Source organism: Microcoleus sp. D2_18a_B4 (assembly GCF_036702475.1).
Taxonomy (GTDB): domain Bacteria; phylum Cyanobacteriota; class Cyanobacteriia; order Cyanobacteriales; family Microcoleaceae; genus Microcoleus.
This window is the reverse complement of record NZ_JAUBTL010000042.1, coordinates 1-26,297: the sequence shown is the minus strand read 5'-3', so window position 1 is coordinate 26,297 and position 26,297 is coordinate 1. Positions and strand designations below refer to the sequence as shown.

The 26,297-nt window shown below is 46.7% G+C and carries 23 protein-coding genes and 2 pseudogenes; 17 read left to right on the top strand and 8 right to left on the bottom strand.

Going from position 1 to position 26,297, the window contains the following annotated elements; genetic code table 11:
- Positions 1 to 47: 47 nt before the first annotated feature.
- On the top strand, positions 48 to 911 hold the full coding sequence (locus QUB04_RS21915; protein ID WP_333287590.1) for an FAD-binding domain-containing protein: 864 nt from the start codon (positions 48 to 50) through the stop codon (positions 909 to 911).
- A 126-nt stretch (positions 912 to 1,037) separates the two neighbouring features.
- Here QUB04_RS21915 and QUB04_RS21910 read toward each other — a convergent pair whose 3' ends face one another.
- Together QUB04_RS21910 and QUB04_RS21905 are read right to left on the bottom strand one after the other, a co-directional pair.
- Positions 1,038 to 1,718, bottom strand: a complete 681-nt coding sequence (locus tag QUB04_RS21910; RefSeq protein WP_333287588.1) for a hypothetical protein — start codon at positions 1,716 to 1,718, stop codon at positions 1,038 to 1,040.
- Complete coding sequence (locus tag QUB04_RS21905) at positions 1,688 to 2,227, bottom strand: cyclic nucleotide-binding domain-containing protein (protein WP_333287586.1); 540 nt, start codon at positions 2,225 to 2,227, stop codon at positions 1,688 to 1,690. The genes QUB04_RS21910 and QUB04_RS21905 overlap by 31 nt, the downstream gene beginning before the upstream one ends.
- A gap of 658 nt (positions 2,228 to 2,885) precedes the next feature.
- Between QUB04_RS21905 and QUB04_RS21900 the strand changes: the two genes are divergently transcribed.
- From QUB04_RS21900 to QUB04_RS21870, 8 genes and pseudogenes are all read left to right on the top strand, one after another.
- Positions 2,886 to 3,995 carry a hypothetical protein gene (locus QUB04_RS21900; protein WP_333287584.1) on the top strand — a complete coding sequence of 370 codons (1,110 nt, stop codon included), beginning with the start codon at positions 2,886 to 2,888 and terminating at the stop codon, positions 3,993 to 3,995.
- A 321-nt stretch (positions 3,996 to 4,316) separates the two neighbouring features.
- The gene (locus tag QUB04_RS21895) at positions 4,317 to 4,580 is read left to right on the top strand and encodes a hypothetical protein (protein WP_333287582.1); all 264 of its coding nucleotides are present in this window, start codon (positions 4,317 to 4,319) and stop codon (positions 4,578 to 4,580) included.
- A 112-nt stretch (positions 4,581 to 4,692) separates the two neighbouring features.
- Entirely contained in the window at positions 4,693 to 5,028 is a 336-nt protein-coding gene (locus tag QUB04_RS21890) for a type II toxin-antitoxin system VapC family toxin (RefSeq protein WP_333287580.1), read from the top strand.
- Positions 5,029 to 5,132: 104 nt separating this feature from the next.
- Positions 5,133 to 5,408, top strand: a complete 276-nt coding sequence (locus tag QUB04_RS21885; protein WP_333287578.1) for a hypothetical protein — start codon at positions 5,133 to 5,135, stop codon at positions 5,406 to 5,408.
- Positions 5,401 to 5,676: a type II toxin-antitoxin system PemK/MazF family toxin gene (locus QUB04_RS21880; protein ID WP_333287576.1), complete on the top strand. Its 276-nt coding sequence runs from the start codon at positions 5,401 to 5,403 to the stop codon at positions 5,674 to 5,676. The genes QUB04_RS21885 and QUB04_RS21880 overlap by 8 nt, the downstream gene beginning before the upstream one ends.
- 166 nt (positions 5,677 to 5,842) lie before the next feature.
- On the top strand, positions 5,843 to 7,159 hold the full coding sequence (locus QUB04_RS21875) for a transposase (RefSeq protein WP_333287574.1): 1,317 nt from the start codon (positions 5,843 to 5,845) through the stop codon (positions 7,157 to 7,159).
- A gap of 24 nt (positions 7,160 to 7,183) precedes the next feature.
- A pseudogene (locus QUB04_RS32610) lies at positions 7,184 to 7,282 on the top strand (type II toxin-antitoxin system PemK/MazF family toxin); the annotation flags it as partial.
- Between the two features lie 64 nt (positions 7,283 to 7,346).
- The gene (locus QUB04_RS21870) at positions 7,347 to 10,466 is read left to right on the top strand and encodes an AAA family ATPase (RefSeq protein ID WP_333287572.1); all 3,120 of its coding nucleotides are present in this window, start codon (positions 7,347 to 7,349) and stop codon (positions 10,464 to 10,466) included.
- A gap of 18 nt (positions 10,467 to 10,484) precedes the next feature.
- Here QUB04_RS21870 and QUB04_RS21865 read toward each other — a convergent pair whose 3' ends face one another.
- Positions 10,485 to 11,684 carry an RNA-guided endonuclease TnpB family protein gene (locus tag QUB04_RS21865; RefSeq protein ID WP_333287570.1) on the bottom strand — a complete coding sequence of 400 codons (1,200 nt, stop codon included), beginning with the start codon at positions 11,682 to 11,684 and terminating at the stop codon, positions 10,485 to 10,487.
- Between the two features lie 285 nt (positions 11,685 to 11,969).
- Between QUB04_RS21865 and QUB04_RS21860 the strand changes: the two genes are divergently transcribed.
- The 3 genes from QUB04_RS21860 (at position 11,970) to QUB04_RS21850 (ending at position 18,035) form a co-directional block, all read left to right on the top strand.
- Positions 11,970 to 15,278: a PAS domain S-box protein gene (locus QUB04_RS21860; protein ID WP_333287568.1), complete on the top strand. Its 3,309-nt coding sequence runs from the start codon at positions 11,970 to 11,972 to the stop codon at positions 15,276 to 15,278.
- 159 nt (positions 15,279 to 15,437) lie between these two features.
- Complete coding sequence (locus QUB04_RS21855) at positions 15,438 to 17,312, top strand: adenylate/guanylate cyclase domain-containing protein (RefSeq protein ID WP_333287566.1); 1,875 nt, start codon at positions 15,438 to 15,440, stop codon at positions 17,310 to 17,312.
- 120 nt (positions 17,313 to 17,432) lie between these two features.
- A complete protein-coding gene (locus QUB04_RS21850; protein ID WP_333287564.1) occupies positions 17,433 to 18,035 on the top strand; it encodes a Uma2 family endonuclease in 603 nt (200 codons plus the stop codon).
- 9 nt (positions 18,036 to 18,044) lie between these two features.
- Here the strand turns inward: QUB04_RS21850 and QUB04_RS21845 are convergent, their stop codons facing one another.
- Together QUB04_RS21845 and QUB04_RS21840 are read right to left on the bottom strand one after the other, a co-directional pair.
- Positions 18,045 to 18,812, bottom strand: a complete 768-nt coding sequence (locus tag QUB04_RS21845) for a YebC/PmpR family DNA-binding transcriptional regulator (protein WP_333287562.1) — start codon at positions 18,810 to 18,812, stop codon at positions 18,045 to 18,047.
- A gap of 147 nt (positions 18,813 to 18,959) precedes the next feature.
- Positions 18,960 to 19,598, bottom strand: coding sequence for a histidine phosphatase family protein (locus QUB04_RS21840; protein WP_333153860.1), 639 nt, complete (start codon positions 19,596 to 19,598; stop codon positions 18,960 to 18,962).
- Between the two features lie 226 nt (positions 19,599 to 19,824).
- Here QUB04_RS21840 and QUB04_RS21835 point away from each other — a divergent pair, with 226 nt between their 5' ends.
- The 4 genes from QUB04_RS21835 (at position 19,825) to QUB04_RS21820 (ending at position 21,172) form a co-directional block, all read left to right on the top strand.
- A complete protein-coding gene (locus QUB04_RS21835) occupies positions 19,825 to 20,025 on the top strand; it encodes a hypothetical protein (RefSeq protein ID WP_333287560.1) in 201 nt (66 codons plus the stop codon).
- Positions 20,026 to 20,195: 170 nt separating this feature from the next.
- Positions 20,196 to 20,417, top strand: coding sequence for a hypothetical protein (locus QUB04_RS21830; protein WP_333108227.1), 222 nt, complete (start codon positions 20,196 to 20,198; stop codon positions 20,415 to 20,417).
- Between the two features lie 153 nt (positions 20,418 to 20,570).
- Positions 20,571 to 20,825 carry a hypothetical protein gene (locus QUB04_RS21825; protein ID WP_333287558.1) on the top strand — a complete coding sequence of 85 codons (255 nt, stop codon included), beginning with the start codon at positions 20,571 to 20,573 and terminating at the stop codon, positions 20,823 to 20,825.
- Positions 20,825 to 21,172 carry a type II toxin-antitoxin system RelE/ParE family toxin gene (locus QUB04_RS21820; RefSeq protein WP_333287556.1) on the top strand — a complete coding sequence of 116 codons (348 nt, stop codon included), beginning with the start codon at positions 20,825 to 20,827 and terminating at the stop codon, positions 21,170 to 21,172. The genes QUB04_RS21825 and QUB04_RS21820 overlap by 1 nt, the downstream gene beginning before the upstream one ends.
- 59 nt (positions 21,173 to 21,231) lie before the next feature.
- On the opposite strand, the gene QUB04_RS21815 is transcribed toward QUB04_RS21820, so the two are convergent.
- A complete protein-coding gene (locus QUB04_RS21815) occupies positions 21,232 to 21,921 on the bottom strand; it encodes a class I SAM-dependent methyltransferase (protein WP_333287554.1) in 690 nt (229 codons plus the stop codon).
- A gap of 333 nt (positions 21,922 to 22,254) precedes the next feature.
- Here QUB04_RS21815 and QUB04_RS21810 point away from each other — a divergent pair, with 333 nt between their 5' ends.
- Positions 22,255 to 24,120, top strand: coding sequence for a polysaccharide biosynthesis/export family protein (locus tag QUB04_RS21810; RefSeq protein WP_333287553.1), 1,866 nt, complete (start codon positions 22,255 to 22,257; stop codon positions 24,118 to 24,120).
- Between the two features lie 615 nt (positions 24,121 to 24,735).
- Here QUB04_RS21810 and larE read toward each other — a convergent pair.
- Both larE and QUB04_RS21800 read right to left on the bottom strand, forming a co-directional pair.
- Entirely contained in the window at positions 24,736 to 25,563 is an 828-nt protein-coding gene (gene larE / locus QUB04_RS21805) for an ATP-dependent sacrificial sulfur transferase LarE (RefSeq protein ID WP_333287551.1), read from the bottom strand.
- A 134-nt stretch (positions 25,564 to 25,697) separates the two neighbouring features.
- Positions 25,698 to 26,189, bottom strand: a pseudogene (locus tag QUB04_RS21800) (Uma2 family endonuclease); the annotation flags it as partial.
- Between the last annotated feature and the right edge of the window lie 108 nt (positions 26,190 to 26,297).

The window sequence follows — 26,297 nt, the reverse complement described above, 5'->3', positions numbered from 1 at the left end:
CGCATAGCTTTAATATGAGTAAAGAATAGCAGGCGCTTGAAAAAACAATGAGTCAGGACATGAAGCGGGAATTTGCCAGCCGCGACGAATTAATTGCCTACGTGCGCGAACAGTTCCCCGAAGCCGCCGCCCGGCGGGACAGCAGCGTACCCCCGATCCTAGGCGGGCGGAAAGCAGCCGAGACAGCCCTGCAACAAATTGACCCCAGCAAATACGGCTCAACCCGCAATTTCCTCAACGGTGCGGTAACGCGCTTGTCGCCCTATTTGCGCTACGGGGTTTTGAGTGTTGCGGAAGTCCGGGATGCCGTACTGGAGAAGGTGCGCCATCGAGAAGAGGCAGTAAAACTCGTCAACGAGTTGGGTTGGCGGGATTATTGGCAGCGACTGTACGCCGAATTGGGCAACGGGATTTGGGAAGACCGGGAAGCCTACAAAACTGGTTACACTGCTAAAGATTACAGCGAAACTCTGCCGCAGGATGTCGTCGAGGGCACGACTGGTTTGGTTTGCATCGACAGTTTCAGCCGCGAGTTGCGAGAAACTGGTTATTTGCACAATCACCAGCGGATGTGGACTGCTGCTTATCTCGTACACTGGCGCCGCGTGCGCTGGCAAGCCGGAGCTCGCTGGTTTTTGCAACATTTGCTAGATGGAGATCCGGCGAGCAATAATCTTTCTTGGCAGTGGGTAGCCAGCACTTTTAGTCACAAACCTTATTTTTTTAATCGGGAAAATTTGGAGCGTTACACTAAGGCGGTTTATTGTCGCGATTGTCCTTTTTATGGGCAATGCGATTTTGAGGGAACTTACGAATATTTGGAAGGGAAGTTGTTTCCTAATGGAGAAAAGGTCGATCGTAGCGGCGGTTCTAAAAGTTGGCAAGGCTCTAAAAAAGGTAGCAGAAATTAAAAAGTCATTAGTCATTAGTCATTAGTCATTAGTCATTAGTTATCAACAGTCAACAGTTAACAGTCAACAGTTAACAGTCAACAGTCAACAGTCAACAGTCAACAGTCAACCGTCAACCGTCAACAGTTAACAGTCAACAATTCCCAATTTATGAACAATCCGATTATTTGGCTGCACGGCGACTGTTTGAGTCCTAAAGGCCCCGCTTTTCAAGCGCACCCAGAGGCACCGGCAATCTGGGTTTGGGATGATGCGCTCATTGATGAATGGCAGTTGAGTCTCAAACGAATGGTGTTTATTTACGAATGTTTGCTGGAGTTGCCGGTAGTTATTCGGCGGGGCGATGTGGCTGCGGAAGTTATCGCTTTTGCGATCGAATCCGGCGCTAATCAAGTGGTAACTACCGAAAGTCCCAGTCCTCGGTTTCAGGATATTTGCCGGGAAATTAAGCGATCGCACCCCGTAGAAGTTTTGCCACCCGAACCCTTTGTCCGCTACGATGGTTACATTGATTTGAAGCGTTTTTCTCGCTATTGGCGCGTCGCTGAAAAATATGTTTTCTAATTGTAATTGGAAATTGGAAATTGGAAATTGGAAATTGGAAATTGAAAAGAGGTGTTCTTTTCTCTTCTTCCCTCTTCCTTCTTCCTTCTTCCCTCTTCCCTCTTCCTTCTTCCCTCTTCCCTCTTCCCTCTTCCTTCTTCCCTCTTCCTTCTTCCCTCTTCCTTCTTCCCTCTTCCTTCTTCCTTCTTCCCTCTTCCTTCTTCCTCCTTCCTTCAACTCCCCTTCAAACGCTCCAACAGCCATTGAAATCTCGATGCCGCCAAATCTGGATTTTCGACATTTTGCGGGATGGCATCCTCGTCGTCGGGATCTTGATATATTAAACAATCACTGTCATCGCCGAAGCGTTTGACTGTACCCCGCAGTCTAGACGACAGAAATTTGGTAATCGCCCGATAAAACCGCAGGGAAAAAAGCACGTCTTGCTCGAGTTTTTCAGTTAGCAGTCGCCGGGGAATTGACAGGATGAGGCACTCTTCAATTGCCGTGACGCTAGCAGAAGGAAGCCTCCCGTCTACAAAAGACATTTCGCCCAAAACTTCCCCGGAAATAATTTTTCCAATTTCTTTGTCGCCCAAAGATGATACAACAACGCTCAAAGTTCCCTCCAGAACTATGTACAGGGCGTCTAAGGGCTTACCTTCGGCGATCAGGGTTGTGCCGGGGAGGACTTGGGTGCGGGTGCCGTTGGCGAGCATCCAATCGATGTCGCGATCGCTCAATTCGCCTAATATCACTAGAACTTTGCTCATAAAGTCAGGTTAAGATGAGAGAATTTGTATTTTTTTACTTGTTTAGTTGCGTGCTGTTGTTAGATGGTCAGACCCTGAGCGAAAGCGAAGGCTAAACTTTACAAATAAAACACTAAATTTTACACAATTTTCATAAAATTAAGTAATTTTGACACGATCGAGCCACAAATATTTCTCGGAGCGGTGGTATTATTCTACATTAATTGTCAGGGACTGTGCAGCAGCCGATCGCGTTGTATTAACTGCACTTGCTTGGGACGGCGGGGTTGCCCAAACTGTTTTGACAGCTTGCTGTCTCTTGGTTTCGAGCTGGTGCCCCCTCTAAAACCGGGTTTTTCCGGCGTGGCTGCGAGTGCAGCGCCCCCAAGTACAGTATTGTAGAATGCAAGCGAGACGCGCGATCGACCCATCAATTAAACACGATTAAGGATGGAATCATCCCTAGGATTGATTTTTTGCCGATCGATCGGTAAATTAAAATTAGCCTCTAAACGCGCCGTCCGTTCTTGAATCTAATCAGCTTGAGAGTTGACTATTCAACAGTAAAATGGCAATCTAGGAACAACACAACTCATATTTGTGTCTTTTTTGAGCAAAGCTCTCGATGTTCGCCCTCAAACACTTACACTTTTAACACCCCCTTCATTGAGGAGTTTCTATGAATAGTCTATTTTCCAAGTCTACTTTTGCGTTAATAAATCTTGCAGCTTTAGCTGTTTGTTGCAGTACCATGTCAGCGAAAGCTGAAACTGGCAACTTGCCCGATGTCGCTACAACTGCAACAATAGCAGCTCAAAATATTGACCAAATTTCTGAGCCGACGGCAACTTCAGCAGTTAAACCAGACGCAGAAACAACGGCTAGTAATAAAAAAATTGATTCAATCAGTTGGAGCGAACTAACAGAAGCGGCAGAGCCAGCAGCCTCTGAACCGGCCGCCAACTCGCAAGTATCTATGGCTGCACCCGAAAAATCGGAAGCAGCAACATCTGAAATTGCTGAGACAGAAACAGCGCAAAATACATCCATTGCTGCTGAGACCCAAAAGTCGGAAGAAACCGCTAAAATTGCTGATAATGCTGTCCAAGTGCAGTCAACAGTCGAGACTGCCAAAAAGAGCGATCGACCTACCTCAATTGTTGCCGAGAGCAATAATCGGGAAGTAACAGCAACGAAGGAAGAAAAAGAAGTCCAAACAGCCCAAGAATTGTTGAGCAATCCTGTCAGCACTTCCGCCTCAGCTTTGACAAACCAACCGAAAGTTGCTGAAAAACCGGCAACTGTCTCCGAAGCAACTGAAAAAGTAGCTCAAGGAACTCAAATCCGACCAGGCCGAGCTACCCGTTCTGGGCCCAGCTACATCGGGATTGGCGGCAATCTAGGTTTTGGCGGAGATTCAGCTTTAGGCGACGGTTCATTTGCGATTATTAGCAAAATCGGTTTGACGAGCAATTTGTCGGTGAGACCGACTGTTTTGTTCCAGGACGACTTAGCTTTTCTAGTTCCCGTTACCTTCGATTTTGTATCTCAAGATGCCGTCGAAGTCAGCGAGGATTTTGTGATTACTGCTGCTCCTTATGCAGGTGCTGGCGTGATAATTTCTACCGGGGATGACGGTACTTTGGGCTTCCTGATTTCGGGGGGTGTAGATGTGCCGCTGTCGAGAAATTTAACAGCAACAGCGGGACTGAATGTTGGTTTTGTAGACGGAGCTGAAGTGGGATTGTTAGTCGGTGTGGGCTATACGTTCCCGAATATTGCCCGGTAGTGTTGCTGTTTGAGCAAACGCAGGACAAATAAATAGGCGCGGGGTTGGCTGTAGGAATACAGTCAACCCTTTTTGATGATGGAAAATCTGCCTATGCGATATGTAGGGTGCGCCATAAGCACAGAGCGGTAATGTAGGGTTGGAAATCTTCGTAGAAACCTGGTTTCTTTACTCGTCCTAGACGCACAAGCCCGATCGATGAAGGATAATAGGTCGTTTCAGCCATCAATCTAAGTCCAGAAAGCCGGAATATTCGTGACAGTCTGCAAGTCTGATAGTTGTATAATAGACAGACTAGCCAAGCGTAAAAAGTAGAATCCTATGTCGCAGGGAATCTTCAACAAAATCCTCAATCAGCTTGACACTCTGGAACTGCTAGAACTACAGCAACTAGAGCGCGCTATAGGGATATATCTGGCCCAGAAAGAACAAACTGCTCAACGGACAAAATTGCACCAAGCGCTGTTAACTTCTGGTTTAGTAAAAAAAATCAAGCATTCTTCTGGGAGTCAGCAAACAGAACGGCGACTAATTCAGGTACAGGGTAAGCCTGTTTCTGAGACAATTATTGAGGAACGCCGCTAGATGACAATTTATTTTGTAGATAGCAGTGCGCTGGTATAACGCTACATTAATGAAATAGGTTCGGCATGGGTTTTGAGTTTGTGCGATCCTGCACTTAACAACGATATATTGATTGCTGCTATTACAAGTGTTGAAATTGTTGCTGCAATTACCAGAAGGTCGCGCGACAGATGCTACAGCAGCGTGCAATCAGTTCAGGAGTGACCTACAATCTGAGTATCAGGTTGTAGAATTCACCGAAAGCATTATTAACTCTGCAATGGCATTAGCTGAAACCTACGGATTGCGAGGCTATGATGCTGTGCAGCTAGCAACAGGCTGTGGCATAAATAACCTTTGCACAGCTAACAGTTTGCCTGCGATGACTTTTGTATCTGCTGACGGGGAGCTGAATGCAGCAGCAACAAGTGAGGGTTTGATAGTTGAAAATCCCAACAATTACCCGTAAGGTCGCAAGCCCGTACAGTAAAAACCGCACAAATCTCGTTTGTAGCCGAGTATCGGGATGCTCCCGGCTCGATCGTACTTTCTCACCAACCACCCGAAAAAACCGTGACCAAAACAGAAATCTTAGCAGCACTCAAAAATCTGACAGCAGAAGAACGCCTAGAAATCATCGAAACAGCTTCGCGGATGATGCGCGAAGAAATAGAAGAAAAAGCCCAGCGTAAAGCCGAGAGAAAGCAGAAACTCAGAGCCGCAGCAGAAGCAGCAGTAAAAGATTATATGCCGGGAGGTGCTTTACATGATTTGTGGTCGGCTGACAGCGAACCCTATTTTGAATCCGAGGAAGAATACCTTAATGCAGGGATAAAAACTAATGCGTAGAGGCGAAATCTGGCTGGTTGCGCTTGAACCTACTGTGGGCGCCGAAATCGGCAAAACCCGTCCGGTAGTAATTGTCAGCGATGAAACGGTGGGAATTTTGCTGCTTGAAGTTATTGTTCCCATCACTGACTGGAAAGAGCGATACACCGAGAGAAATTGGATGGTTCGACTAGAACCCAGTGGCGAAAATGGCTTGGCGAAACTCTCCGCCGCCGACGCTTTTCAACTAAACCAAAAGGAGTCCCGCGCTCTACCTGTACCCAGGTGAGCGTCGGGAGGAATTGGCGTGAGCGAAGAGAGCTGCCCCGAACCAAACCGATGACTTTATGTGTCGGAAGGTGAGGGGCGGTCGATGAGCGAACAGATGATTTTTACTACACCACTTGCTTTTGGTGTCTTCACGAGATAGAATTTTCCCAGAGTTCGTGAAAGTAATGCCTCAAATAATCACCGCCAAGTTAAAGCTACACCTGAATGCCGAGCAAAAAGCTCTGGTGTCTCAGACTACCTTGGCTTATCGCGATGCCTTGAATCATACTTCGCGAGTTGCTTTTGATGCGAACAAAACCAGCAATGGTGCTAAGTTGCAAAAGGCTGTCTACAATGAATTGCGAGTTCGATTTGGACTCGGTGCTCAGATGGCTTGTAATGTACCAAGACAAGTTTCGGCAACTTACAAAACTCTCTGGACTAAAGTAAAACAATCTAACGATGGTATTGCTAAAGGGTACACCAAGAAACGGTACAAAGGACTAGACCAACCTCCTAAATATATCTCTCGAACCTGTACCTTAAATTATCAACGCGATTACTCGTTTAAATCCGAGCAAAGGGTGAGTATTATCACCCTAGCTGGTAGAATAGTAGTCTCGTATGAGGGCTACAACAAACATCTAGATTTGATTGCCAATGGTTCCAAGGTTGGAGCAGCTAAAATTGTCTATCAGCGTTCCTCTAAAGTTTACTATTTGATGGTAAGTATTGAGGTAGAAACCCCTGAACTCGACCCACTGAAAATAACTAGAGTTTCTGGCGTTGACGTGGGGATGCGCTACTTAGCCGTAGAAACAGACTTACAAAACAAGTCTAATTTCTACTCAGGTTCAGAAGCTAGACATAAAGCCAACCGCTATCATAAAGCTAGACAAACTCTTCAGCGTAAAGACACTCGTTCGGCAAAGCGCAGACTAATTGCTTTGTCGGGAAGAGAAAGACGGTTTATCGCTGACGTGAACCACCAAATTAGCAAGGATATTGCCAAACCTAATACTTTGATTGGACTGGAAAACCTAACCGGAGTTCGGGAGAGAATTAAGTCCAAGTCTGGTAAAAAGGCTAGCAAGAAACAGCGAAGAGCTAATCGAAATAAAGTTAAATGGTCGTTTGCCGAATTGCACGGCTATATTGACTACAAAGCTAATTTGAACGGCTCTTTAGCTACTAAAGTCCCAGCTCATTATACTTCGCAAAGCTGTCCAAAGTGCGGACACACATCAGCAGGCAATAGACCAAAAAAAGGGCTATTGTTTCGCTGTGAATGTTGCGGACACGAGCTTCATGCTGATTTGGTGGGTGCGCGAAATATTGCCATGAGAACGTTGCTTGTCCGGCAGGACTGGACGAGTACGGGGAGCTTGTCAGCATCCCCTAATGTGTCGGGCCGTGAAACTAAAGCTGAGATTCTGCAAAGATTCTCCCAATTGCGGTGGAGCTCAGATACAAGCCCACATCTCCGGCGGTACTCCGCTTGATGCTGGGTAGTTGACGTCCGTTCCGTTTCTCAACAAAGATTTGTCCGACAACTCGGAACCCTGTCCGAGACAATTATGGAAGAAATTGCAGAAGCACTGACAATTGTTCTGGATCTAGATTGAATAACTAGGCAACAGCGTACAAATAGTGTTATTTATAGATAGATTGTATGGCGCGATGGCCTAAATGATTCCTATACAACTTACACTCAAAAATTTTCTCAGCTATCGCGAAGCTGCTTTAGACTTTCGCGGCCTGCACACCGCTTGCATTTGCGGGCCTAACGGTGCTGGCAAATCCTCCCTCTTAGAAGCCATATCCTGGGCACTTTGGGGCTGTTGCCGCAGCGATACGGAAGACGATATCATCCATATCGGCGAAATTGATGTGCGCGTTGATTTCACTTTCTCCACCGGCGGCCAAATCTACCGGGTGATTCGCAACCGTCGGCGCGGACAATCGGGAAGTTTGGAATTTCAAGTCAGCTTGAATTCTGCCGAGAGTGAGGAAAAACTTAATTTTCGCACGCTCACAGACAAGGGGCTGAGAACAACTCAGCAAAAAATCCTCGAACACATCAAACTTGATTACGATACTTTCATCAACTCGGCGTATTTGCGGCAGGGGCGAGCTGATGAATTTATGCTCAAAAAACCGATCGAACGCAAACAAGTTTTAGCCAACCTGCTAAAACTCGACTCCTACGATACTTTATCCGACCAAGCCAAAGATACCTCCAAACAATTTAAAGCTCAAGTCGAAGTGCTCAAACAGAGTTTGCTAACCGTACAAGAGCAACTGCAACAAAAAGAGGCTCTCGCCTCCGAACAAACTCAATTGCAGCAAGCAACCGATTTGCTTCAGCAGCAGCAGCAAGCCGACACAACCGAGTTACAGCAACTGCAACTCCAGCACCACAACCGCCAAACTTGGCAAAAACTCCTCGCCGGCCACCAGCAACAGCACTACAATATCTCTCAAGAATGCCGCCGCTTGCAGCAAGAACTCAGCGCAGCCAAACAGCAGCAAAATGAGCTGCAAGCCCTCCTAGACCAAGAAAAGGAAATAACAGCAGGCATCGCGTACTTCCACAGCTTGCAAGCCACAGAAGAAAGTCTGGCGGGAAAATTTAAGGCAAACCAACAAGCGCAAAATCAGCGCCAGCAATTGCAAGAACAGCAGCGGCAAGAACTGAGCTTTTTGCAAAGCAAAATTCAGCAATTGCAAGCTCAATTAGAGGTTTTAGAACAAGATGAAAAAGATGTTCTGGAGATTCTCAAACAGCAGCCGGAGGTTGACAAAGGACTCGCACAGTTGCAAGCAGTTCGATCGCGCCTCAACGAACTAGAGCAACTGCAACTGCAAGTTTCGCCGCTGCTACAACAGCAGCAGCAAAAGCAACAAAAGCTCGATCGCGCCCGCGCCGGTTTAACCGCCCGCTTAGACGAAATCAACCGACAGGTGCAAGTTCAGCAGCAGCAGCGACAGCCGCAATTACAGCAGGAAATCTCGGCCATCGCCAATCAAATTTTGCAGTTGGAAAACAAGCGAGTTTATCAGCAGCGAGTCCGCGAAAAAGGTCAAGAAAGGCACGACTTTCTAGGAAACCTGCAAGCCCAAAGCCGCGACTATCAAACCAGACTCGCTGAAATCGACCAAAAACTGCAACTGCTGCGGAAACATGAAGGAGAAAAAACCGCAGGCGAAGGTAAAGCCTCGAATTTTGCGGAAAACGAGCCATCGAATTCGCCTTTAATGGTGCGGGATGCAAATTTTGGCAATTGTCCTTTGTGCGATCGACCTTTAGACGAACACTACTGGAATTTGGTAGTCACAAAACACCACACCCAACAGCAGGAAATCTGGAACCAACTGTGGGTTGTGCGCGAACAGTTGGCCGTCTCTGAGCGCGAAATTCAAGTTCTCAGACATGAATACCGCGAACTAGAAGAGGAATTAGCGCCCTACCAAGAATTGCGGGAACGCCGCAGTCATTTACAAGCACAATTAGATAGCCTGGGCCAAGACGAAAACCGACTGCACAGTATGCGTCAAGACGCTGCAGAAATAGAGCGGTTGTTACGCACCGGCGAGTATGCAGCGGAGGATTTGGGCGAACTCCAGCAAATCGAACAGCAACTGCAACAGCTCAATTACAGCGATCGCAGCCACTCCCTCGCCCGCAGCGATGAAAAGCGCTTGCGGTGGGCGGAAATTAAGCAAGCTCAAATCAAAGACGCTCAGCAGAAACTGAATAAAATTAATGCCCGCCGCCCGGATTTGCAAACTCAATTAGCCACCGTACAGCAACAGTTAGAACAGCAAAAAAACAGCTCGGAAATACAGCAGCAAATTCTATCTTTAGATAGATACATTGGGGAAATTGGCTATAATTTGGAACAGCACGAACACGTGCGGAGCGAAATGCGCCGATCGCAGTTTTGGATTGCGCGCGCCGAAAAATTGCGATCGGCAACTGTGCAGTACCCGCAAGTGCAGCAGCGGGTTAATGACATAGCAAATTCCATCGCAGTGCGCGATCGAGATTTGCAAGCTGTCAGCGCTCAAACTGCAGCCATGAACCAGCAATTGCAAGAACATCCCGATCCCACAGCCCGCATAAGTGCGATCGAACAGCAAATCAGTCGCCGCCGCCAGCAGCTAGACCAACATTTGGGAAGTCTCGGACGCCTCCAGCAGCAGCAGCAAAATCTGGAAACTCTGCAAGTTCAGCTAGTAGCTCAAAAAGAGCAAATGCAAGTTGCCAAACGCCAGCAGCGAGTTTATCAAGAGTTGGGTCAAGCATTTGGTAAAAACGGCATTCAAGCTTTAATGATTGAAAATGTTTTGCCTCAACTTGAAGCTGAAACAAATCAGATATTGTCGAGATTGAGCGCCAATCAATTGCACGTTCAATTTATTACTCAGCGGGCGGCTGCTTCTAAAAAAGCAACTAAGTTGATTGACACTTTAGACATTTTAATTGCTGATGCTCGCGGTACTCGCGCCTACGAAACTTACTCGGGCGGTGAAGCTTTTCGGATTAATTTTGCGATTCGGCTGGCGCTGGCGAGACTGCTGTCTCAGCGGGCGGGCACGGCGTTGCAAATGTTGATTATTGATGAGGGATTCGGAACTCAGGATGCTGAAGGGTGCGATCGGCTGATTGCTGCAATTAATGCGATCGCCTCCGACTTCGCCTGCATTCTCACCGTTACCCATATGCCCCACCTGAAAGAAGCTTTTCAAGCCAGGATTGAAGTAAGCAAAACTGCTCAGGGTTCTTGCATCAACTTGTCAATGTGAACTACCTACACCAACCGCTTAGGCGGTAGGTCGCAGGCTTCCAACTTCATCGGAAAGCGCCTTAGAGACGGATGACTTACGTCTTCCACCCTTCGGACTTACCTTTCCTCCATTGGCAGTAGCGTTGGTTCCCAGCGCTAAAATGCGAAGCCCTTCATCTCGAATATTGATTGCTGCATTTACATCACGGTCATGCTTCGTTTCACAGTGTTGACACTGCCACGATCGGACACCCAAAGGCAGGCTACCTACTCGATTGAGACAGACTGAGCAGGTCTTTGAAGATGGGAAAAAGCGCTCTACTTCTACGTAGATTTTCCCATCTTCCCCTGCTTTATATTTGAGCATGGTGGTAAAGGTTCCCCAACTGGCATCGCTAATTGCTTTTGCCAAGTTGTGATTCTTGACCATGTTCTTCACCACTAAGTTCTCAACGCAGATCACTTGGTTTTCGTTGACCATTTTGCGCGATAGCTTATGCAGAAAATTTTTACGGGTATTTGCAATTCTTTCATGCACCCGTGCGACAATCCGTTTCGCTTTGAGACGACGACCAGACCCTTTTACTTGACGCGATAGCTTTTGCTGCTTACGTTTTAGATTCTTAGCGCGTTTCTTCAAGACTCTCGGATTGTCAAACTTGGAGCCATCTGAGGTGATGGCAAAGTGAGTCAGCCCCAAATCAATCCCTACGGCCTTACCTTTACTGGATTTCTCTAGATCGGGCAGTTCGTCATCAAACAACAACGAAGCAAAATACTTGCCCGATGGAGTCAGAGAGACAGTCACAGTTTTCAGTTTTCCGTCCAGAACGCGATGGATTTTGGCTTTGATTATTCCCAACTTAGGGAGCTTCAAACCTCCATCCGCGATCTTGACGTTCTGAGGATATTGAATAGATTGCTTGTCAAACTTGGATTTGAAGTTAGGGAATTTAGTCCGACCTTCAAAGAAGTTAATAAAGGCTCTAGACAAGTTCAGGGACACAGACTGAAGCACTTGCGAGTAAGGTTCAGCCAACCATTCAAACTCCTTTTTGAGCCCTGGCAGACGGTCATTCATCCCTTGCTGGGATAGACCCTTACCAGTCTCTTTATATATCTGATTGGTTTGAGCTAAGGAGTTATTCCAGAACCAACGGGCACAGCCAAAAGCCTTGGAGAGCGCTTCTTGCTGCTCGTCTGTCGGATAAATTCGTACCTTAACCGCGTGTTTCATATTCCTATATTACCATGATGACTGGAATCTAGTAAAGCTCTTTCGATGTTGCTTTATATAGTGTGGCAATCCCTCAACTCTCTATCTCCCTCGCCGTTGGCATTGGTCATGCTTAGGTTTCGGTCTTGCCCTGCCTTTCATCCTGCCACTAAGCTGAGTACAGCTATAGTGGGGGAATTCCCGTGCCCGCGAGTTAAAAATAAGATCGTAAAATAGGAATACCTCAAGCTATTTATAATTTTTTATTCTTCTGTCCGCTCCGAAGGAGCGTGAATATTGCTACAGATGACAACAGACTCTTTCAACCTGTCTCTCCTAGAGCGGGCGATCGCAGCTTCGAGCAACAGCATCCTCATCGCGGATGCTCGCAGGCCTGACACACCTATTATCTACTGCAATCCTGCTTTTGAGAAACTGACCGGTTACAGTACCGAAGAAGTTATTGGACGCAACTGCAGGTTTTTGCAGGGCCCCGATACCGATCAGAGCGAATTAGATAAACTCCGCAGCAGTTTACGATCGGGAACGGAAATTCAGGTAGTTCTCAAAAATTATCGCAAAGACAAAACTCCTTTTTGGAACGAATTAATGGTTTCCCCCATCCTAGACAATGAGGGAAAATTAACTCATTTTATCGGAGTTCAGAACGATATTAGCAAAAGAGTAGCAGCCGAAACAGCCAGGGAAGAAAGCGAAGAAAGATTGCGGGCGATAGCCACTGTGACTCCCGTTCCCATGTCAATTACGCGCCTAGAAGATAGCGTAATTTTGTATGCAAATTCTGCCCTCGGAGAAAGTTTAGGTGTGAGTTGCGAACAACTTATCGGACGCAAAAAAAATGAACTTTATGCCAATATCAATGACCGCAGTCAATTGATAGAATTAGTCAAACAAAAGGGCTTTGCAGACCGCGAAGAAATCTGCCTCAAGAAAGCAAATGGCAGTTTTTTTTGGGTAAAAATGTCGATGCGAGCGATTAATTTTAATGGCGAAGCCGCAATTTTATCGGCATTTTACGATATTACCGATCGCGTAGAAGCAGAAACCGCACTACGGCAAAGCGAAGCGAGGTTTCAAAAACTAGCCGCCAACGTTCCGGGAATGATTTATCAATTTCAGTTAGCAGCAGACGGCACTATGTCATTCCCCTACGTCAGTTCCGGCTGCCGCGAACTCTGGGAATTAGAACCTCTTGTACTCCAAAACTCAGCTATGCCCGCGATCGAAATGATTCATCCAGAGGATGCGCCCAGCTTCCACGAATCAGTTGCTATCTCAGCTAAAACTTTAGAGCCTTTGCGGTGGGAAGGCAGATTTGTTTTTCCGGGCGATCGGATTAAGTGGATTAGCGGGGCTTCCCGGCCAGAACCGGGCGAAAAAGGTGAGATTATTTGGGACGGCTTGTTGATTGATATTAGCGATCGCAAACTTGCAGAATCAGCACTGATCCAAAGCCAAGCCAGATTCCAAAAAATGGCCGCCAACCTGCCGGGAATGATTTATCAATACTTGCTGCATCCCGACGGTTCCGATGAATTCATTTATGTGAGTTCAGGCTGTTGGGAACTCTACGAATTAGAGCCAGAGAAAATTCAAGAAAACTCCGCTTTAATTTGGGCAACGGTGCATCCAGAAGACCTAAAAACTCTGTTAGAATCAATCGCCGTTTCTGGCGAAACTTTAAAACCTTGGATATATGAAGGGCGGATCGTAACCGGATCGGGAAAACTGAAATGGATTCGCGGCATCGCCCGCCCCGAAATGCAGCCAGGGGGCGATATACTGTGGGAGGGAGTGACAATCGACATCAGCGATCGCAAGCTAGCAGAAATCGCCCTGGGCCAGTCAAAAATCGCCCTGCAACAAGCCAATCAAGAACTTGAAAAGCGCGTCCTAGAACGCACGGAAGCCTTGGAAACATCCCAAAATATGCTGTGGTTGGTAATCAATAACATCCCTCAGTTAATCGCCTGGAAAGATCGAGATTTAGTTTACTTGGGAGGCAACAAAAACTTTGCCAAAGTCGCAGGTTTCCATCACCCCAGTGAAATCGCCGGTCTCACCGACTTCGATATGCCCTGGAAGCCGGAAGAAACAGAATTTTTTCGAGCCTGCGACCGCCGCATCATGGCAACCAACACCCCAGAATATCACATCTTAGAATCCAAAATGCAAGCCGACGGCACCCAGTGCTGTCTGGATACAAATAAAATACCTTTACACGACAATTCCGGCAATGTTGTCGGCATTTTGTCTACGTTTGAAGACATCACCGATAGGCTTTCCCTAGCAGCTCAAGTCCGGGCCAGCGAGGAACTATTTCGCACAATTTTTGAAGATGCACCCATCGCTATCTACTTAGCTAATTTAGATGATAACAAGTTAGTGCGAGTCAATAAGACTTACTGCGATATGCTGGGATATACCGCAGCAGAATTGCTCGCCAAAACATTTATTGAACTGGGGCATCCCGAAGATTATCCCAAAAATCTCCAAGTTGCTCTTTCTCTCGATCGGGGAGAAATTAATAGCTATCAAATCGAACTCCGCCAGATTGCCGCTACAGGTAAAATTGTTTGGGTAAACGTGACAGCTACTTTGATTCGAGACGGCGAAGGAAAACCCATTTACAATTTAGGGATGATTGAAAATATAACGAACCGCAAAATTTCCGCCGCCGCACTCCAAGCTTCCGAATCTCAATTAAGAAAACAAGCAGCCCAATTGCAAGAAGCCTACGAACAGCTACAAAACGCTCAAATCCAATTAGTGCAATCCGAAAAGATGTCGAGTCTCGGTCAGATGGTGGCTGGGATTGCCCACGAAATAAACAATCCGGCCACTTTTATTAACGGCAATATTTCTCACACTTACACCTATTTTCACGATTTAATTGAACTGTTAAGTCTCTACCAGGAATGCTACCCGTCCCCAGTGCCTCAGATTGCTGAAAAAGTTAAGGAATTAGAGTTGGATTTTCTGAAGGAAGACTTGCCAAAAATGCTAAATTCCATGAGAGTAGGAGTAGAAAGAATTAGTAAGATTGTGCTGTCGCTGCGGAACTTCTCGCGACTGGATGAATCTGAAATGAAGTTGGTAGACGTTCATGAAGGAATTGACAGTACACTGTTAATTTTGCAGCACAGATTGCATCAGGCCAGTATAAAAAGCGGGATTGAAATTATTAAAGAATACGGAAAAATATCCAAGGTTTACTGTTGTGCGGGTCAGTTAAACCAGGTATTCCTAAATATTATCAGCAATGCGATCGACGCTCTAGAAAACCAACGGGAACCTCGGACGATCGTGATTCGCACCCTCATGAAAAAAGCCGGGTGGGAAAGCCATAGTAATAGCCAGCTCAGTGATTGCGATCGCATTGTAATTTGCATCGCCGACAGTGGCCCGGGAATGAGCGAAGACGTTCGCAAGCGGCTATTTGACCCCTTCTTCACAACCAAGCCCGTAGGGGCTGGAACAGGCTTGGGATTATCCATCAGCCATCAGATTGTGGTAGAAAAACATAAGGGAAGCCTGCGGTGCATCTCAGCGCCCGGACAGGGAGCGGAATTCTGGATTGAAATCCCCTGCTGAGCGATCGTCCATTAATCAAAAAGTTTAAATATCTAACTTTTAATTCCCAATTGCCGTCGGTGCTTGAGTTATCAGGGTTTTGAATTAACCGCACTCAGAGACCGGAACAAATCGCACTCAGCGGTGTGCTAATCTGCTGCCCTTATTCGCTAGGCAAATATGCTGAAAAAATTACCTTTATCCTGGTCTCGCTACATTCCAGCCGGGTTGACGCTGGGTTTGGGTGTGGGACTGTCGCTTCTGACATTCGCCTTGGTTTGGGACTGGGAAGACAAGCGCCGCGACTACGAAATGAACCGCCGCATCGACGATATTTCGATCGCCATCGAACGCCAGCTCAACTCCGACTTAGATACTGTTCTCGCCCTCAGCGACTACATGAAAGCCTTCAGCGCCGTCGAGCGTTCCTCTTTTGCCAGGTTTGTCGCCCGGCCCCTATCCGTCCACCCCAGCCTGCAACTCCTGGCTTGGGCGCCCCGCGTCCCCAATTCCGAGCGGCGCAACTACGAAACCAAAGCTAGAACGGAAACAGAGCCCAGCTTCGAGATTACAGAGCGCGGCCCGCGAGGAGAACTCCGCAAGGCTCTCCAGCGTTCCGAATACTTCCCGGCTTTCTACGTCGAACCACCAGCCGGAAACGAGACAGTATTAGGCTTTGACCTCGCCTCCCACCCAGAAATCCGCGCCGCGCTCGATCGAGGGCGCGATACAGGAGAAATGATTGTCACCAACTACATCGGCTTAACTCAGGGCAATTCCCCGGAACTAGGTCTTTTGGCTATAGTTCCGATTTACGAAAACAGCAGTAAACCCACTACCCTGGAATCCCGTCGCCAACGGCTACAAGGATTTGTTCTGGGCGTATTTCGAGGCAAAGATATTTTCCAAACCTCTTTAAAAGGACGCAATACCGACTACCTCAATATTTATCTCGTTAGCGAGGCTCCAGACAAGCAACAAGCAGCGTCGCTGTTACCGCAAAGGGCCAACCCGGTTCTCAAAAATCTCCCTGCTGAGGGCCAAATTCAGCAATTTGCGGTGCAGTTCCAATCCGAGAGCCAACAAGTGCTTCCAGCATCAGCCGCTGCGGAACCCTCCCTCATGCAAAACTGCCCGATTCTTGACAATCCAGGCCCGAACTATACAGCTTGCAGAAGGCGGCTGAAAATTAGCGGCCGCCAGTGGTCTATGTACGTGTCTGCAACGCCGGAAATTCGCAGGCTTCGCAAGCACTGGCGCTCTTGGGGAACTCTGACGATGGGGATGCTGTGGACTCTGATTCCGGTGACATATATGCTGACATCTTTGAGTCGCACCGCCCAAATCGAAAAGCTAGCCGGAGAAAGAATTCGCCAAGCCGAACAGTTGCAAGCTGCTTACCTACAGTTGGAACTCGAACAAGCTAAATCCGAGCAACTGCTGCTGAACGTTTTGCCTGCTGCGATCGCCCTGCGTTTGAAGGACAATGAACACAATATCGCCGAAAGTTTTGCGGAAGTAACTGTGATGTTTGCCGACATTGTGGGGTTTACAGAGCTTTCGTCGAGAATTTCAGCGACGGCGGTGGTGGAAGTGCTCAACGATATTTTTTCGGCTTTTGACCATTTGGCCGATCGCCACGGTTTGGAGAAAATTAAGACTATTGGTGACGCTTACATGGTTGTCGGCGGTTTGCCTACGCCCCGAGACGATCACGCCGAGGCGGTTGCGAACATGGCGATCGATATGCTGCATGAAATTAGGCTGCTGAGTTTAGAACATTCGGAACCTTTCAGCATTCGGATCGGGATTAGCAGTGGGCCTGTCGTTGCCGGCGTTATCGGCTTAAAAAAGTTTATTTACGACCTCTGGGGCGACACAGTAAATATTGCTTCGCGCATGGAATCCCACGGGATTACCGGCTGCATTCAAGTCACCGCCGAAACCTACGAGATATTAAAAGATAAATATACTTTTCAGAAGCGCGGCGCTATTCAAGTTAAGGGCAAGGGATACATGGTTACTTATTTGCTGACTGGGAAAAAAGATTATTAATCCAGCCCCAAAACGGATACGAGTCTCCGAATCCGCGATCGACTAAGACTTTCGATCGCCAAGCTAAGATATGATAAGCTCAAGGTATTCTATCACCCCTGCACCAACTGAGGAAAAACCATGACGACGCTGCTAATTCAAACCGAAAGCGTCCCACTGACGGTCAATTTCCCTGCGATCCAATCGATGACTGTGGAACAGTTCTATGAATTCTGTCTAGTGAATCGCGATTTGAGAATTGAGCGTACAGCAAGTGGGGAAGTTATCATTATGTCACCAGCCTTTTCAGATACAGGGAACCGCAACATTAAAATTGCTCAGCAACTTGCGAACTGGGCAGAAGAAGATGGCACAGGTGAAGCGTTTGACTCCAGTGCAGGCTTTACCTTGCCGAATGGAGCAACCCGCTCCCCCGATGCCTCATGGATTAAACTAGAGCGCTGGAATGCCTTAACTGAAGAACAAAAAGCCTCATTCGCACCGATTTGTCCAGACTTTGTGATTGAATTGCGGTCTGCGAGTGACACTCTCAAGGGATTGCAAAACAAGATGCAAGAATATATTGAGAACGGTGTATCGCTCGGCTTTTTGCTCGATCGCAAAAACAGAAAAGTCTACATCTACCGTCCCGATTGCGAACCTGAAGTCTTAGATAATCCTGAAACAGTCAGCGCCGATCCAGAGTTACCGGGATTTGTCTTGCGGATGGCAAAAATCTGGTGATTTAGATCGTTACACCATACTCAAAGACATCAATTCATCTGTCATTTCAAAATTCGCCGTCACACTTTGCACGTCGTCCAAATCTTCCAGTGCATCCATTAACTTAAGGAGCGATCGAGCTTTTTCAGGAGTGTCTATTTCTACTGTATTGCTCGGAATCCAGCGAGTTTCCGACTGCAAAACTGCAAAATTTTTTTGTTTCAAAACATCAGCCAACTGTTCCAAATTAGCCACACTTGTAAATACCTCTGCCCCTTCAGTATCCTCATCAATTAATATCAAATCATAAGATTCCGCAGCCGCCTCTAGGGACGCTTCAAACAATTGTTCCTCATCAATCGGGCCGCGTACCGTACAAACTCCTTTGTTCTCAAACATCCAGCCCACACAACCAGTTTCGCCCAAGTTGCCGCCATTTTTAGTAAAAGCTTCTCGCAAGTCAGCCGCCGTGCGGTTGCGGTTGTCTGTCAGCGCTTCAATCAGAATAGCAACTCCGCCAACGCCGTAACCTTCGTAGCGAATAGCTTCTAATTCCGAACTTCCCCCGGCCAAGCCAGCACCTTTGGCGATCGCCCTTTCTATGTTTTCATTAGGAATATCCGCCGCCTTGGCTTTTTCAATAGCCGTCCGCAGTTGAAAATTGCCAGCGGGATCGGGAACTCCGCTGCGGGCCGCGACAATAATTTCGCGAGATATTCTAGCAAAAACCTTGCCTTTAACAGCATCAACTCTAGCTTTTTGGCGTTTAATATTCGCCCACTTACTGTGTCCAGCCATACCGATTTAAGATTTTTGATTTAAAATGTGCGATCGACATTAAACAATAACACCCAGATTCGGACTAATCAGATGAACGTAGGGTGCACCGGGCCGCGCACCTTACACACATAGCATACAATGCGATTTTTCGCACGAATTTCAACTTTAATTAAACCGGATCACGGTTTCAGAGTCAGTCAGGTGAGAAGTATCGCCATTAAGTGCGATCGACCATTCTCCCTCACCCCGCACCACTTTCACCAAACAGCACAAAGAAGCGTTAATTTCCGTTTCAGCACAGCCCGCCAGCCCGATCGCAGTTCCTAAAACCGACGCACCGTGACCTACCAATAACATATCTTCGGGAAACTCAGCCGCGAGGCGTTTAGCAGTTTCCCCCGCCCTTTTGAGACAAGCTTCCCCAGTTTCGGGATAATTAGCAATACCGCCTTTGTAGGAAGCATCAATCCTGGGAAAACGCCTGCACAAAGCTTCAACGGACTCAGTTTCCGGCATTTCTGTCATCCATTCAGGATTTAGCCATTCGCACAGTCCCCACTCTAGTTTAATTGACAAATCGAGAGCTTCTGCCGCGTGATTTGCTGTTTGGACAGTTCGCAGAAAAGGGGAAGCAAAAATATGAGAAATTCCTTCACCTTTGAGGCGATTTGCGAGTTGTTTAGCTTGAATGTGACCGTCTTCGGAAAGGTGGGGGTCGTAGCGGTGTTCTGCGGTGAGAAACCAGTCGGGGTTAACGAAGTCGATGCGGTTTCCGTGTCGTGCGATCCAGACTGTTTGTGGCATGAGTTGGTTTGAGTTTTGCTTCTAGGTGTAATATTATATCAAAGATGCTGATTTGGGCTCTTTATGAAATTCGAGTGGGATGAAAAAAAGTGAATCCGTAGGGTGCGGATCTGCGATATCTTAGATATAACTTGCAGATTTTTGAGGGCGACGCACCTTACTGACGAGAAGATTATGTGTACCACATCTACATGCAATATGCTGTATATTAAAGATATTGAAGTTTATGAATAAGAATAAAACAGGGATGAACGATGAACTGCGATCGGAATATGATTTGAGGAAGTTGCGTGTAAGAAGGGTAGGCTCTGAACGAAAGACCTTTGGTGGTGTAAATATTCGTTTAGAACCGGATGTTGCAGAGATGTTTCCAGATTCTGAAGCAGTGAATGAAGTTCTGCGGTTTTTGATGAGAATTACTAAATAAAACGTAGTGTCTGAGAAATAAGCTCGTCCCTCTATCCGTGCGGCAGTTTTTTCAAGCATCCACTCTAACATGGATTTTAAAATTATCAAAAATATGCTGAAACTGTGCGTTATAGTTCCACAACTATTTGACACGGCGCTAAAATTAAACCAGTCACTCTGTATTGTCGAATGGCTCAATCTATAAAGCAACTCCACGCCCAAATTCAAGCCATGCCCAGCAATTCGGTTAAGGCGATCGTGCTTTCATGGCTGAATCAGTCCAACGGTATTGATCTCAGCGACTTTGAACAATCGCAGAAATTGCTGAGGAAACGGAGGGATATCAGTGGGGAGAAATTGACACAGCAAACGAGTTTCAACCCCTCAGCGAAGAAGGAACGATCGCCTTGAGTCTCGCAGCCTTGCAAGATTACCAAACAAACAAGACGGGCCGAAGAGCACGATCGGGTTAAGCAATGGGCAGATAGTCTAGGGAGCGATCGTTTTGGCTACCTATGCCAAAATAAAGTGAGAAAATAAAGTTAACCATTCATCATAACTTTTATGACTCTTACACTCACCTTACCCCCCCAAATCGAAGCACTGCTGCGCCAACGGGCGGAAAGTACAGGACAAGATATAACCAGCGTTACCCTAGCTGTTATCGCGTTCGGACTTAGCTTTGATGAAAGCGATTTCTTCGAGGCATTAGAAGGGATTCAACGCGGACTTGATGACTTCGATCGGGGTCAGTTTTCTACTCTGGAAGAGTTTGTCGATAAACAAAACCAGAAATACGGACTTTCTTTGGAAGCATAATGTATCGCATTGACTTTTCCAGTACAGCTCAATCTGAAGCTGATGCAGCGTTTCTGAACTTTTCCCAATTCACGACTCCCGAACGCGCTCAAGCATGGTATCAGGGTTTGATTAAAGCGATTTCCTCACCGAAAGAAATGCCGCGTCGTTGTGTTTTAGCCCGTGAAAACGCGTTTTTCAGCCAAGAGATTCGCCAGCTTCTGTATGGAAGTGGTAAAACCACGTATCGCATACTATTCACTATTTTTGACGATCAACCCATACCAACGGTGAGGATTATCCACATTCGCCATGCACTCCAGCGTGCGATTGGCGAACCCCAAGATGAGGCAGGACCTTATGCTTAGCTTATCTAATTTTTTTGAAATAAGCGATCGCAAATTGCCATGCCCTCCGCAGCCGCGAATTACATTCGCCCCCTAACTCGCAGCATCTTATTCCCACCTTTTTGAAACTCATAAGGAGCCTCTTGAATTTCTACACTAAAACTTCTCTTTTTCAATTCTGTGAGAATCGGATTTAAGTGATCGGATTCCTCCCCGCTAAAACTCTGCAATAGAGGGAATACCCGGACTTCCTTCGCAACCCGACACATTTCTGTAATTGCTGACCGATGAAATCCTTCGGAAAGCAGGTGAGAATAAGCAAATAAGAAATGGCTGCACAAAGCTAAATCGAATTGACCGTTCTCGAAAGGCAAAACTGGCAGCTCAGCATTAATGTATCGACCTTGCTGCAAACCTGATGGAAAATCTTCTAAAAATTCCTGCATCGCCTTCATTCGCACTTCGCCTAGCTGGTAGGGCGATTCAAAATTATTCCACAGGTAGCCGTCTAAATTGGCTTTAACACCGTCAATCACAGTTTGATATGTTTCTTGGATGCGATCGCCAATTTCCACCGCACTAAACTGATAAACTGGATCGCAAGAAATTACCTTTTTACCTTGGCGAGTCATTTCGGCATTGAAACTCGCCGGGCCGCCCGCACAATCAAGAATTGCTAGCTTGAGGTCACTTGATGTCAAGCTAAACATTCCTATGTATTCATCCAAGCAGCGTCCCCAGGGAATTACTTTATCCAATTTTAGTGACACTTGTCTTTGTCCCGCAGATAGAATTATTTAATATTTTACCTCAAATGAGGGTGGTTTTTTCCTATCCCCTTTCGGTGGCGGGTTGATTTGTATCGCGAGTTATGTATGAAAAATTTTGCTCAAACGAGATCCTAATCCTGAGAACAGTTGGCGGGCTTTACAGTTTCTTTACAAACAAGGTGCAAAATAGTTAAGTGCGATCGCACAATTTTTATGATTCCACCTGTGGATTTTGCAGCGAAGCGAGGCTACACTGGACAGCAGGGAAAATAAACTAAAATCCACTAGCTAAATTGCTCTTGTTCAATGGCAGGCTGCAACCAGGAAAGAAAGATGAAACATACCATTCAAACCGCTACAAGTCTGAGTTTGTCAGCACTCCTGGTGCTATTGAGTTCGCTGCCCAGTATAGCTCAGTTGCCTGCCGTCAGAACTCCTGCAGGCACTCCTAACCCAAACAGGCCGAGAGTACCGCTGCCGCCACCTCCGGGTTCGAGTTTGCCGGCGAGCGGCAATTCTGGTTCCCTGACACAAGAAGCAGCTTATACTTTAGGGTCGGGCGATCGCATTGCTTTAGAGATATTCGGCGTCCCTGAATTCAGCAGAGAATATCAAGTGTTAGTTGACGGGACGCTCAATTTGCCAATCATTCGCAGCGTCTCAATTCAAGGGTTGACGCTGCAACAAGCTGCTAATGTGATTACCCAGCGATACGAACCCTTCATCAATGTTCCCGTTGTTACCGTAACTCTGATCGTCGCTCGCCCCCTAAATATAGGTCTTGCCGGTGAAGTTACTCGCCCGGGTTCCTACAAGATTAATCCGACTAGAGATGGAGGAGGAGTAAAATTCCCGACTTTGATGGAAATGCTGCAACTTGCACAAGGGGTGACATCAGCAGGAGATATGCGAAATGTCCAAATTCGCCGTCCCCGCAGAGGCGGGCCGGAGCAAGTTACTAATGTTGATTTGCAGGATTTTTTAGACACGGGAAATTTGCGTCAAGATGTCACGATTCGAGATGGAGATACAATTTTTGTACCGACAGCAAGGGCCCTTAATACTCAAGAAGTTCGTCAAAGAGCCAGTGCTAATTTTTCCGCTGATATTACTAAACCAATTGGTGTGGTAATTGTCGGGGAAGTAAACCGGCCGGGGCCTTATACTGTATTTGCTTCGGATGTGCGATCGAGCAACCAACAAACAGAGTTGAGTTTTGTATCTATCGACCAACAGCAAGGAGCTGTTGTGGGCTTACCAACAATAACTAGAGCACTGAAAATTGCTGGTGGTATCACTACAGAAGCTGACATTCGCCGCGTGCAAATCCGCCGCCGAGTCAGAGGTGGCAATGAACAAACTATCATGGTAAATCTGTGGGATTTGCTGCAAAGAGGCGACGCAACTCAAGATATTTTGCTGCAAGAAGGAGATAGCGTAATTATCCCGACAGCAGCTACTGTAGACTTAGCCGAAGTTTCTCAAGTCGCAAATAGCAGTTTTTCTCCGAACGCGATTAGCATCAATATTGTAGGAGAAGTAATTAGGCCTGGGGCTTTGGAGGTGCGGCCTAGTACATCCCTGCACCAAGCTTTGCTGACCGCAGGCAGTTTCAATCAATTGCGGGCTAAAAAAGACAAGGTAGAACTATTGCGATTGAACCCCAACGGTACTGTTTCTCGCCGCACGATCGAGGTGGATTTTGCTCAAGGGTTGAATCCTAATAATAACCCCACTCTCCGCAACAACGATGTGATTCTGGTAGCGCGATCGGGCTATGCTAGGGTAGCCGACAATATCAACACTTTCTTGCAGCCAATAACAGGAGTAGCAACTGGAATTAACACTGTTAGCGGCGTTTTTACTGGGTTTCAAGCAACTATCAACGCTTTTCAAAACTTATTTTTGGGAGGCGATTTCGAGCGGCGAAATCAGCTCAGACAGATTCGCGAACAACGTGAAGACAGACAAGAGCAACGTCAAGACAGACTGCTAGACAGAGAGCTCCAACGTGAAGACAGACAGCGGCAAGCTGAAGACAGACTGCTGCAACTTGAAGACAGACGCTTGCAACTCGAAGACAGACAGCGGCAAATAGATCTTGAGAATCGGCAACTTCAGATTCAACAGCAGCAACTTCAGCTCCAGAATCAGCAGCAGCAAATGCAGCCACAGCAAATTCAGCCAACTACTCCCTGATAAGACTCGGGCGTTGAAATTTAGCCACCCTCTTTATGAATCGGCGGTTGAAACCGCTGCATAGAGTCAAACGAAGTTTGAGCAAAGGGGGACTAACAAATAAAGGGGGTATTCAAACCGGATTTGCTATTACATGGCACATCCCAAATCTACGGCAAACATCCAAGGCGTTGCTGATTTACGGTATGAAACGTTAAATATGCCCGTCATAGAAACCTGTATCCACAAAGCTTTTGGATTTTAAAGTTATTTTTTTCATACCCTGATTAAGCAACGCCACTTTGAGATTGCTTCATATTGTTTCCGGTTGCATCGGAATGATATAGAGGACACCGCAGTGCCGTGTCCCTACAATTAATGGGGGTAGGGACTTAGGCCAAGCCGTATCCTGACTGTGAGTAATATTAATTCCGATGCTAGCGGAGTTGATATTACTGAGTTCGCTGGGCGACAGAAATACGTTACTTTTGCGTAAGTCCTGTAATCCTAACAATTCGAGCCTTGAAAGGTATAAGTTGCTACATCAAAGGTCCATGTTCGATTAAGATTGATCCCCTTTTTCCATGTCCCAAACTACATCAATCATGAGAAATTTTTTGTAGTGTGGAAAATTAATTAACCTTTCGCCCCCAACAACTGCGGCTGCAAAACCTGATTTAATTTGCCACTACGAAACCCTTCCAAATCCAAAGTCGCGTACACAAAACCAAACTCCTGAAACACCGCCACCAATGCAGGCAAATCCGTATTTACCACAAACTCCTGAATCTCCTCTGCGGGTAACTCAATCCGCGCCGTATCTCCGTCCGATCGCACTCGCAAATTTTTCAGTCCCAACTGCCGCAAATACCGTTCGGCGCGCCCCACTCTTTGCAACTTTCCAACGGTGATTTCTTCGCCGTAAGGAAAGCGCGAACTCAAACAAGGTTGAGCCGGTTTGTCCCACCAAGGCAAACCCAATTCTTTTGCCAATTGCCGCACTTCAAATTTAGTCATGCCTACTTCTGCTAAAGGCGATCGCGCGCCGCGTTCCTTCGCAGCCTGAATTCCGGGACGATAATCCTTTAAATCGTCACCATTAACCCCATCCACCACATAAGGATAACCCTTTGCTAGTGCTAGGGGTTTCAAAGTATCATGGAGTTCGCTTTTGCAGAAATAGCAGCGGTTAACCGGGTTAGAAGTGTAATTTGGATTTGCCATTTCCTGAGTTTGTACTTCCTCGTGGGCAATGCCAATTTCTGCTGCTTGAATGCGCGCATCTTCTAAATCTTCTGGCAGTAAAGACGGGGAAACTGCCGTCACTGCCAAAGCGCGATCGCCCAACACATCAAAAGCGATTTTTGCCACCAAAGTGCTGTCAATTCCGCCGGAGTAGGCAATCAAAGCCCGTTCCATTTGTGCGAAAATATTTTTTAATTCTTCAAGTTTTTCTGTTAACATAATTTCACCTTTTTTTACCAACATATAAGTAAGACAGCAAACTAAAGAAAGAAGGATAAAGAAAGCATCTCTCATCGGGTTCCCTTCTTCCCTCGAACCTCTTCTTTCTTCCGACTTCCATCGGACTTCTAATGCTATTCGGGATCGATACCGAGGGCTGCCAATCGAGCCAAAAGCTCTTGATTTCGCTGTCTTTCCTGTTCCAGCCGCGTCTCGGCTAACTCTTTGTCTTGCTGTTGGCGATCGGCCCGCTGGCGTTCATTTTCTGCCCTTTCTTCCGGCCACAAAAGCAGTTCTGCGCCCTCCGTCCACCAACGCAGCCAATATCCCGTTCTACCTTCGCGATTTCCCTGCCACACTCCCAAAAATAGATTTAATCCAGGTATTAAATAACGGCCATTTTCATCAGGATTTTGATTTTCATAACGCTCGGATTCAAGCGCATAAACTTCTATTCTGCCTGTATGCGGCCGAAAAATGACATAGCGAGGAACTTTGATTACTTGTTCGTAAAAAAAACACTTGCCGATTTCTTCTGTGTGTTCTACAGAGTATTCGTCGCCGTAAGTAGCTGATAGAAATTCCATCACTACAAAAGGGACAGTTCCCTCGGTATGAGGGGTGTAACTGCGGCGGGGATAGTTTTGACACTCCCCGTGCTAAAGCAGCGGGGATTCTCCGGAAATTAATCCGGATATCCTTTTTTCTGGATAACCGCTTTCTACATTAGATAA

Bases quoted from the DNA above. Each gene is read 5' to 3' on its own strand.
- QUB04_RS21895 (WP_333287582.1), top strand. From the start codon at position 4,317: ATGTCGCAGGGAATCTTCAACAAAATCCTCAATCAGCTTGACACTCTG.
- QUB04_RS21855 (WP_333287566.1), top strand. From the start codon at position 15,438: ATGCTGAAAAAATTACCTTTATCCTGGTCTCGCTACATTCCAGCCGGG.
- QUB04_RS21870 (WP_333287572.1), top strand. From the start codon at position 7,347: ATGATTCCTATACAACTTACACTCAAAAATTTTCTCAGCTATCGCGAA.
- QUB04_RS21830 (WP_333108227.1), top strand. From the start codon at position 20,196: ATGGCTCAATCTATAAAGCAACTCCACGCCCAAATTCAAGCCATGCCC.
- QUB04_RS21910 (WP_333287588.1), bottom strand. From the start codon at position 1,718: ATGGCTGTTGGAGCGTTTGAAGGGGAGTTGAAGGAAGGAGGAAGAAGG.
- QUB04_RS21820 (WP_333287556.1), top strand. From the start codon at position 20,825: ATGTATCGCATTGACTTTTCCAGTACAGCTCAATCTGAAGCTGATGCA.
- larE (WP_333287551.1), bottom strand. From the start codon at position 25,563: ATGTTAACAGAAAAACTTGAAGAATTAAAAAATATTTTCGCACAAATG.
- QUB04_RS21880 (WP_333287576.1), top strand. From the start codon at position 5,401: ATGCGTAGAGGCGAAATCTGGCTGGTTGCGCTTGAACCTACTGTGGGC.
- QUB04_RS21865 (WP_333287570.1), bottom strand. From the start codon at position 11,684: ATGAAACACGCGGTTAAGGTACGAATTTATCCGACAGACGAGCAGCAA.
- QUB04_RS21915 (WP_333287590.1), top strand. From the start codon at position 48: ATGAGTCAGGACATGAAGCGGGAATTTGCCAGCCGCGACGAATTAATT.
- QUB04_RS21810 (WP_333287553.1), top strand. From the start codon at position 22,255: ATGAAACATACCATTCAAACCGCTACAAGTCTGAGTTTGTCAGCACTC.
- QUB04_RS21850 (WP_333287564.1), top strand. From the start codon at position 17,433: ATGACGACGCTGCTAATTCAAACCGAAAGCGTCCCACTGACGGTCAAT.
- QUB04_RS21845 (WP_333287562.1), bottom strand. From the start codon at position 18,812: ATGGCTGGACACAGTAAGTGGGCGAATATTAAACGCCAAAAAGCTAGA.
- QUB04_RS21835 (WP_333287560.1), top strand. From the start codon at position 19,825: ATGAATAAGAATAAAACAGGGATGAACGATGAACTGCGATCGGAATAT.
- QUB04_RS21860 (WP_333287568.1), top strand. From the start codon at position 11,970: ATGACAACAGACTCTTTCAACCTGTCTCTCCTAGAGCGGGCGATCGCA.
- QUB04_RS21900 (WP_333287584.1), top strand. From the start codon at position 2,886: ATGAATAGTCTATTTTCCAAGTCTACTTTTGCGTTAATAAATCTTGCA.
- QUB04_RS21875 (WP_333287574.1), top strand. From the start codon at position 5,843: ATGCCTCAAATAATCACCGCCAAGTTAAAGCTACACCTGAATGCCGAG.
- QUB04_RS21825 (WP_333287558.1), top strand. From the start codon at position 20,571: ATGACTCTTACACTCACCTTACCCCCCCAAATCGAAGCACTGCTGCGC.
- QUB04_RS21840 (WP_333153860.1), bottom strand. From the start codon at position 19,598: ATGCCACAAACAGTCTGGATCGCACGACACGGAAACCGCATCGACTTC.
- QUB04_RS21905 (WP_333287586.1), bottom strand. From the start codon at position 2,227: ATGAGCAAAGTTCTAGTGATATTAGGCGAATTGAGCGATCGCGACATC.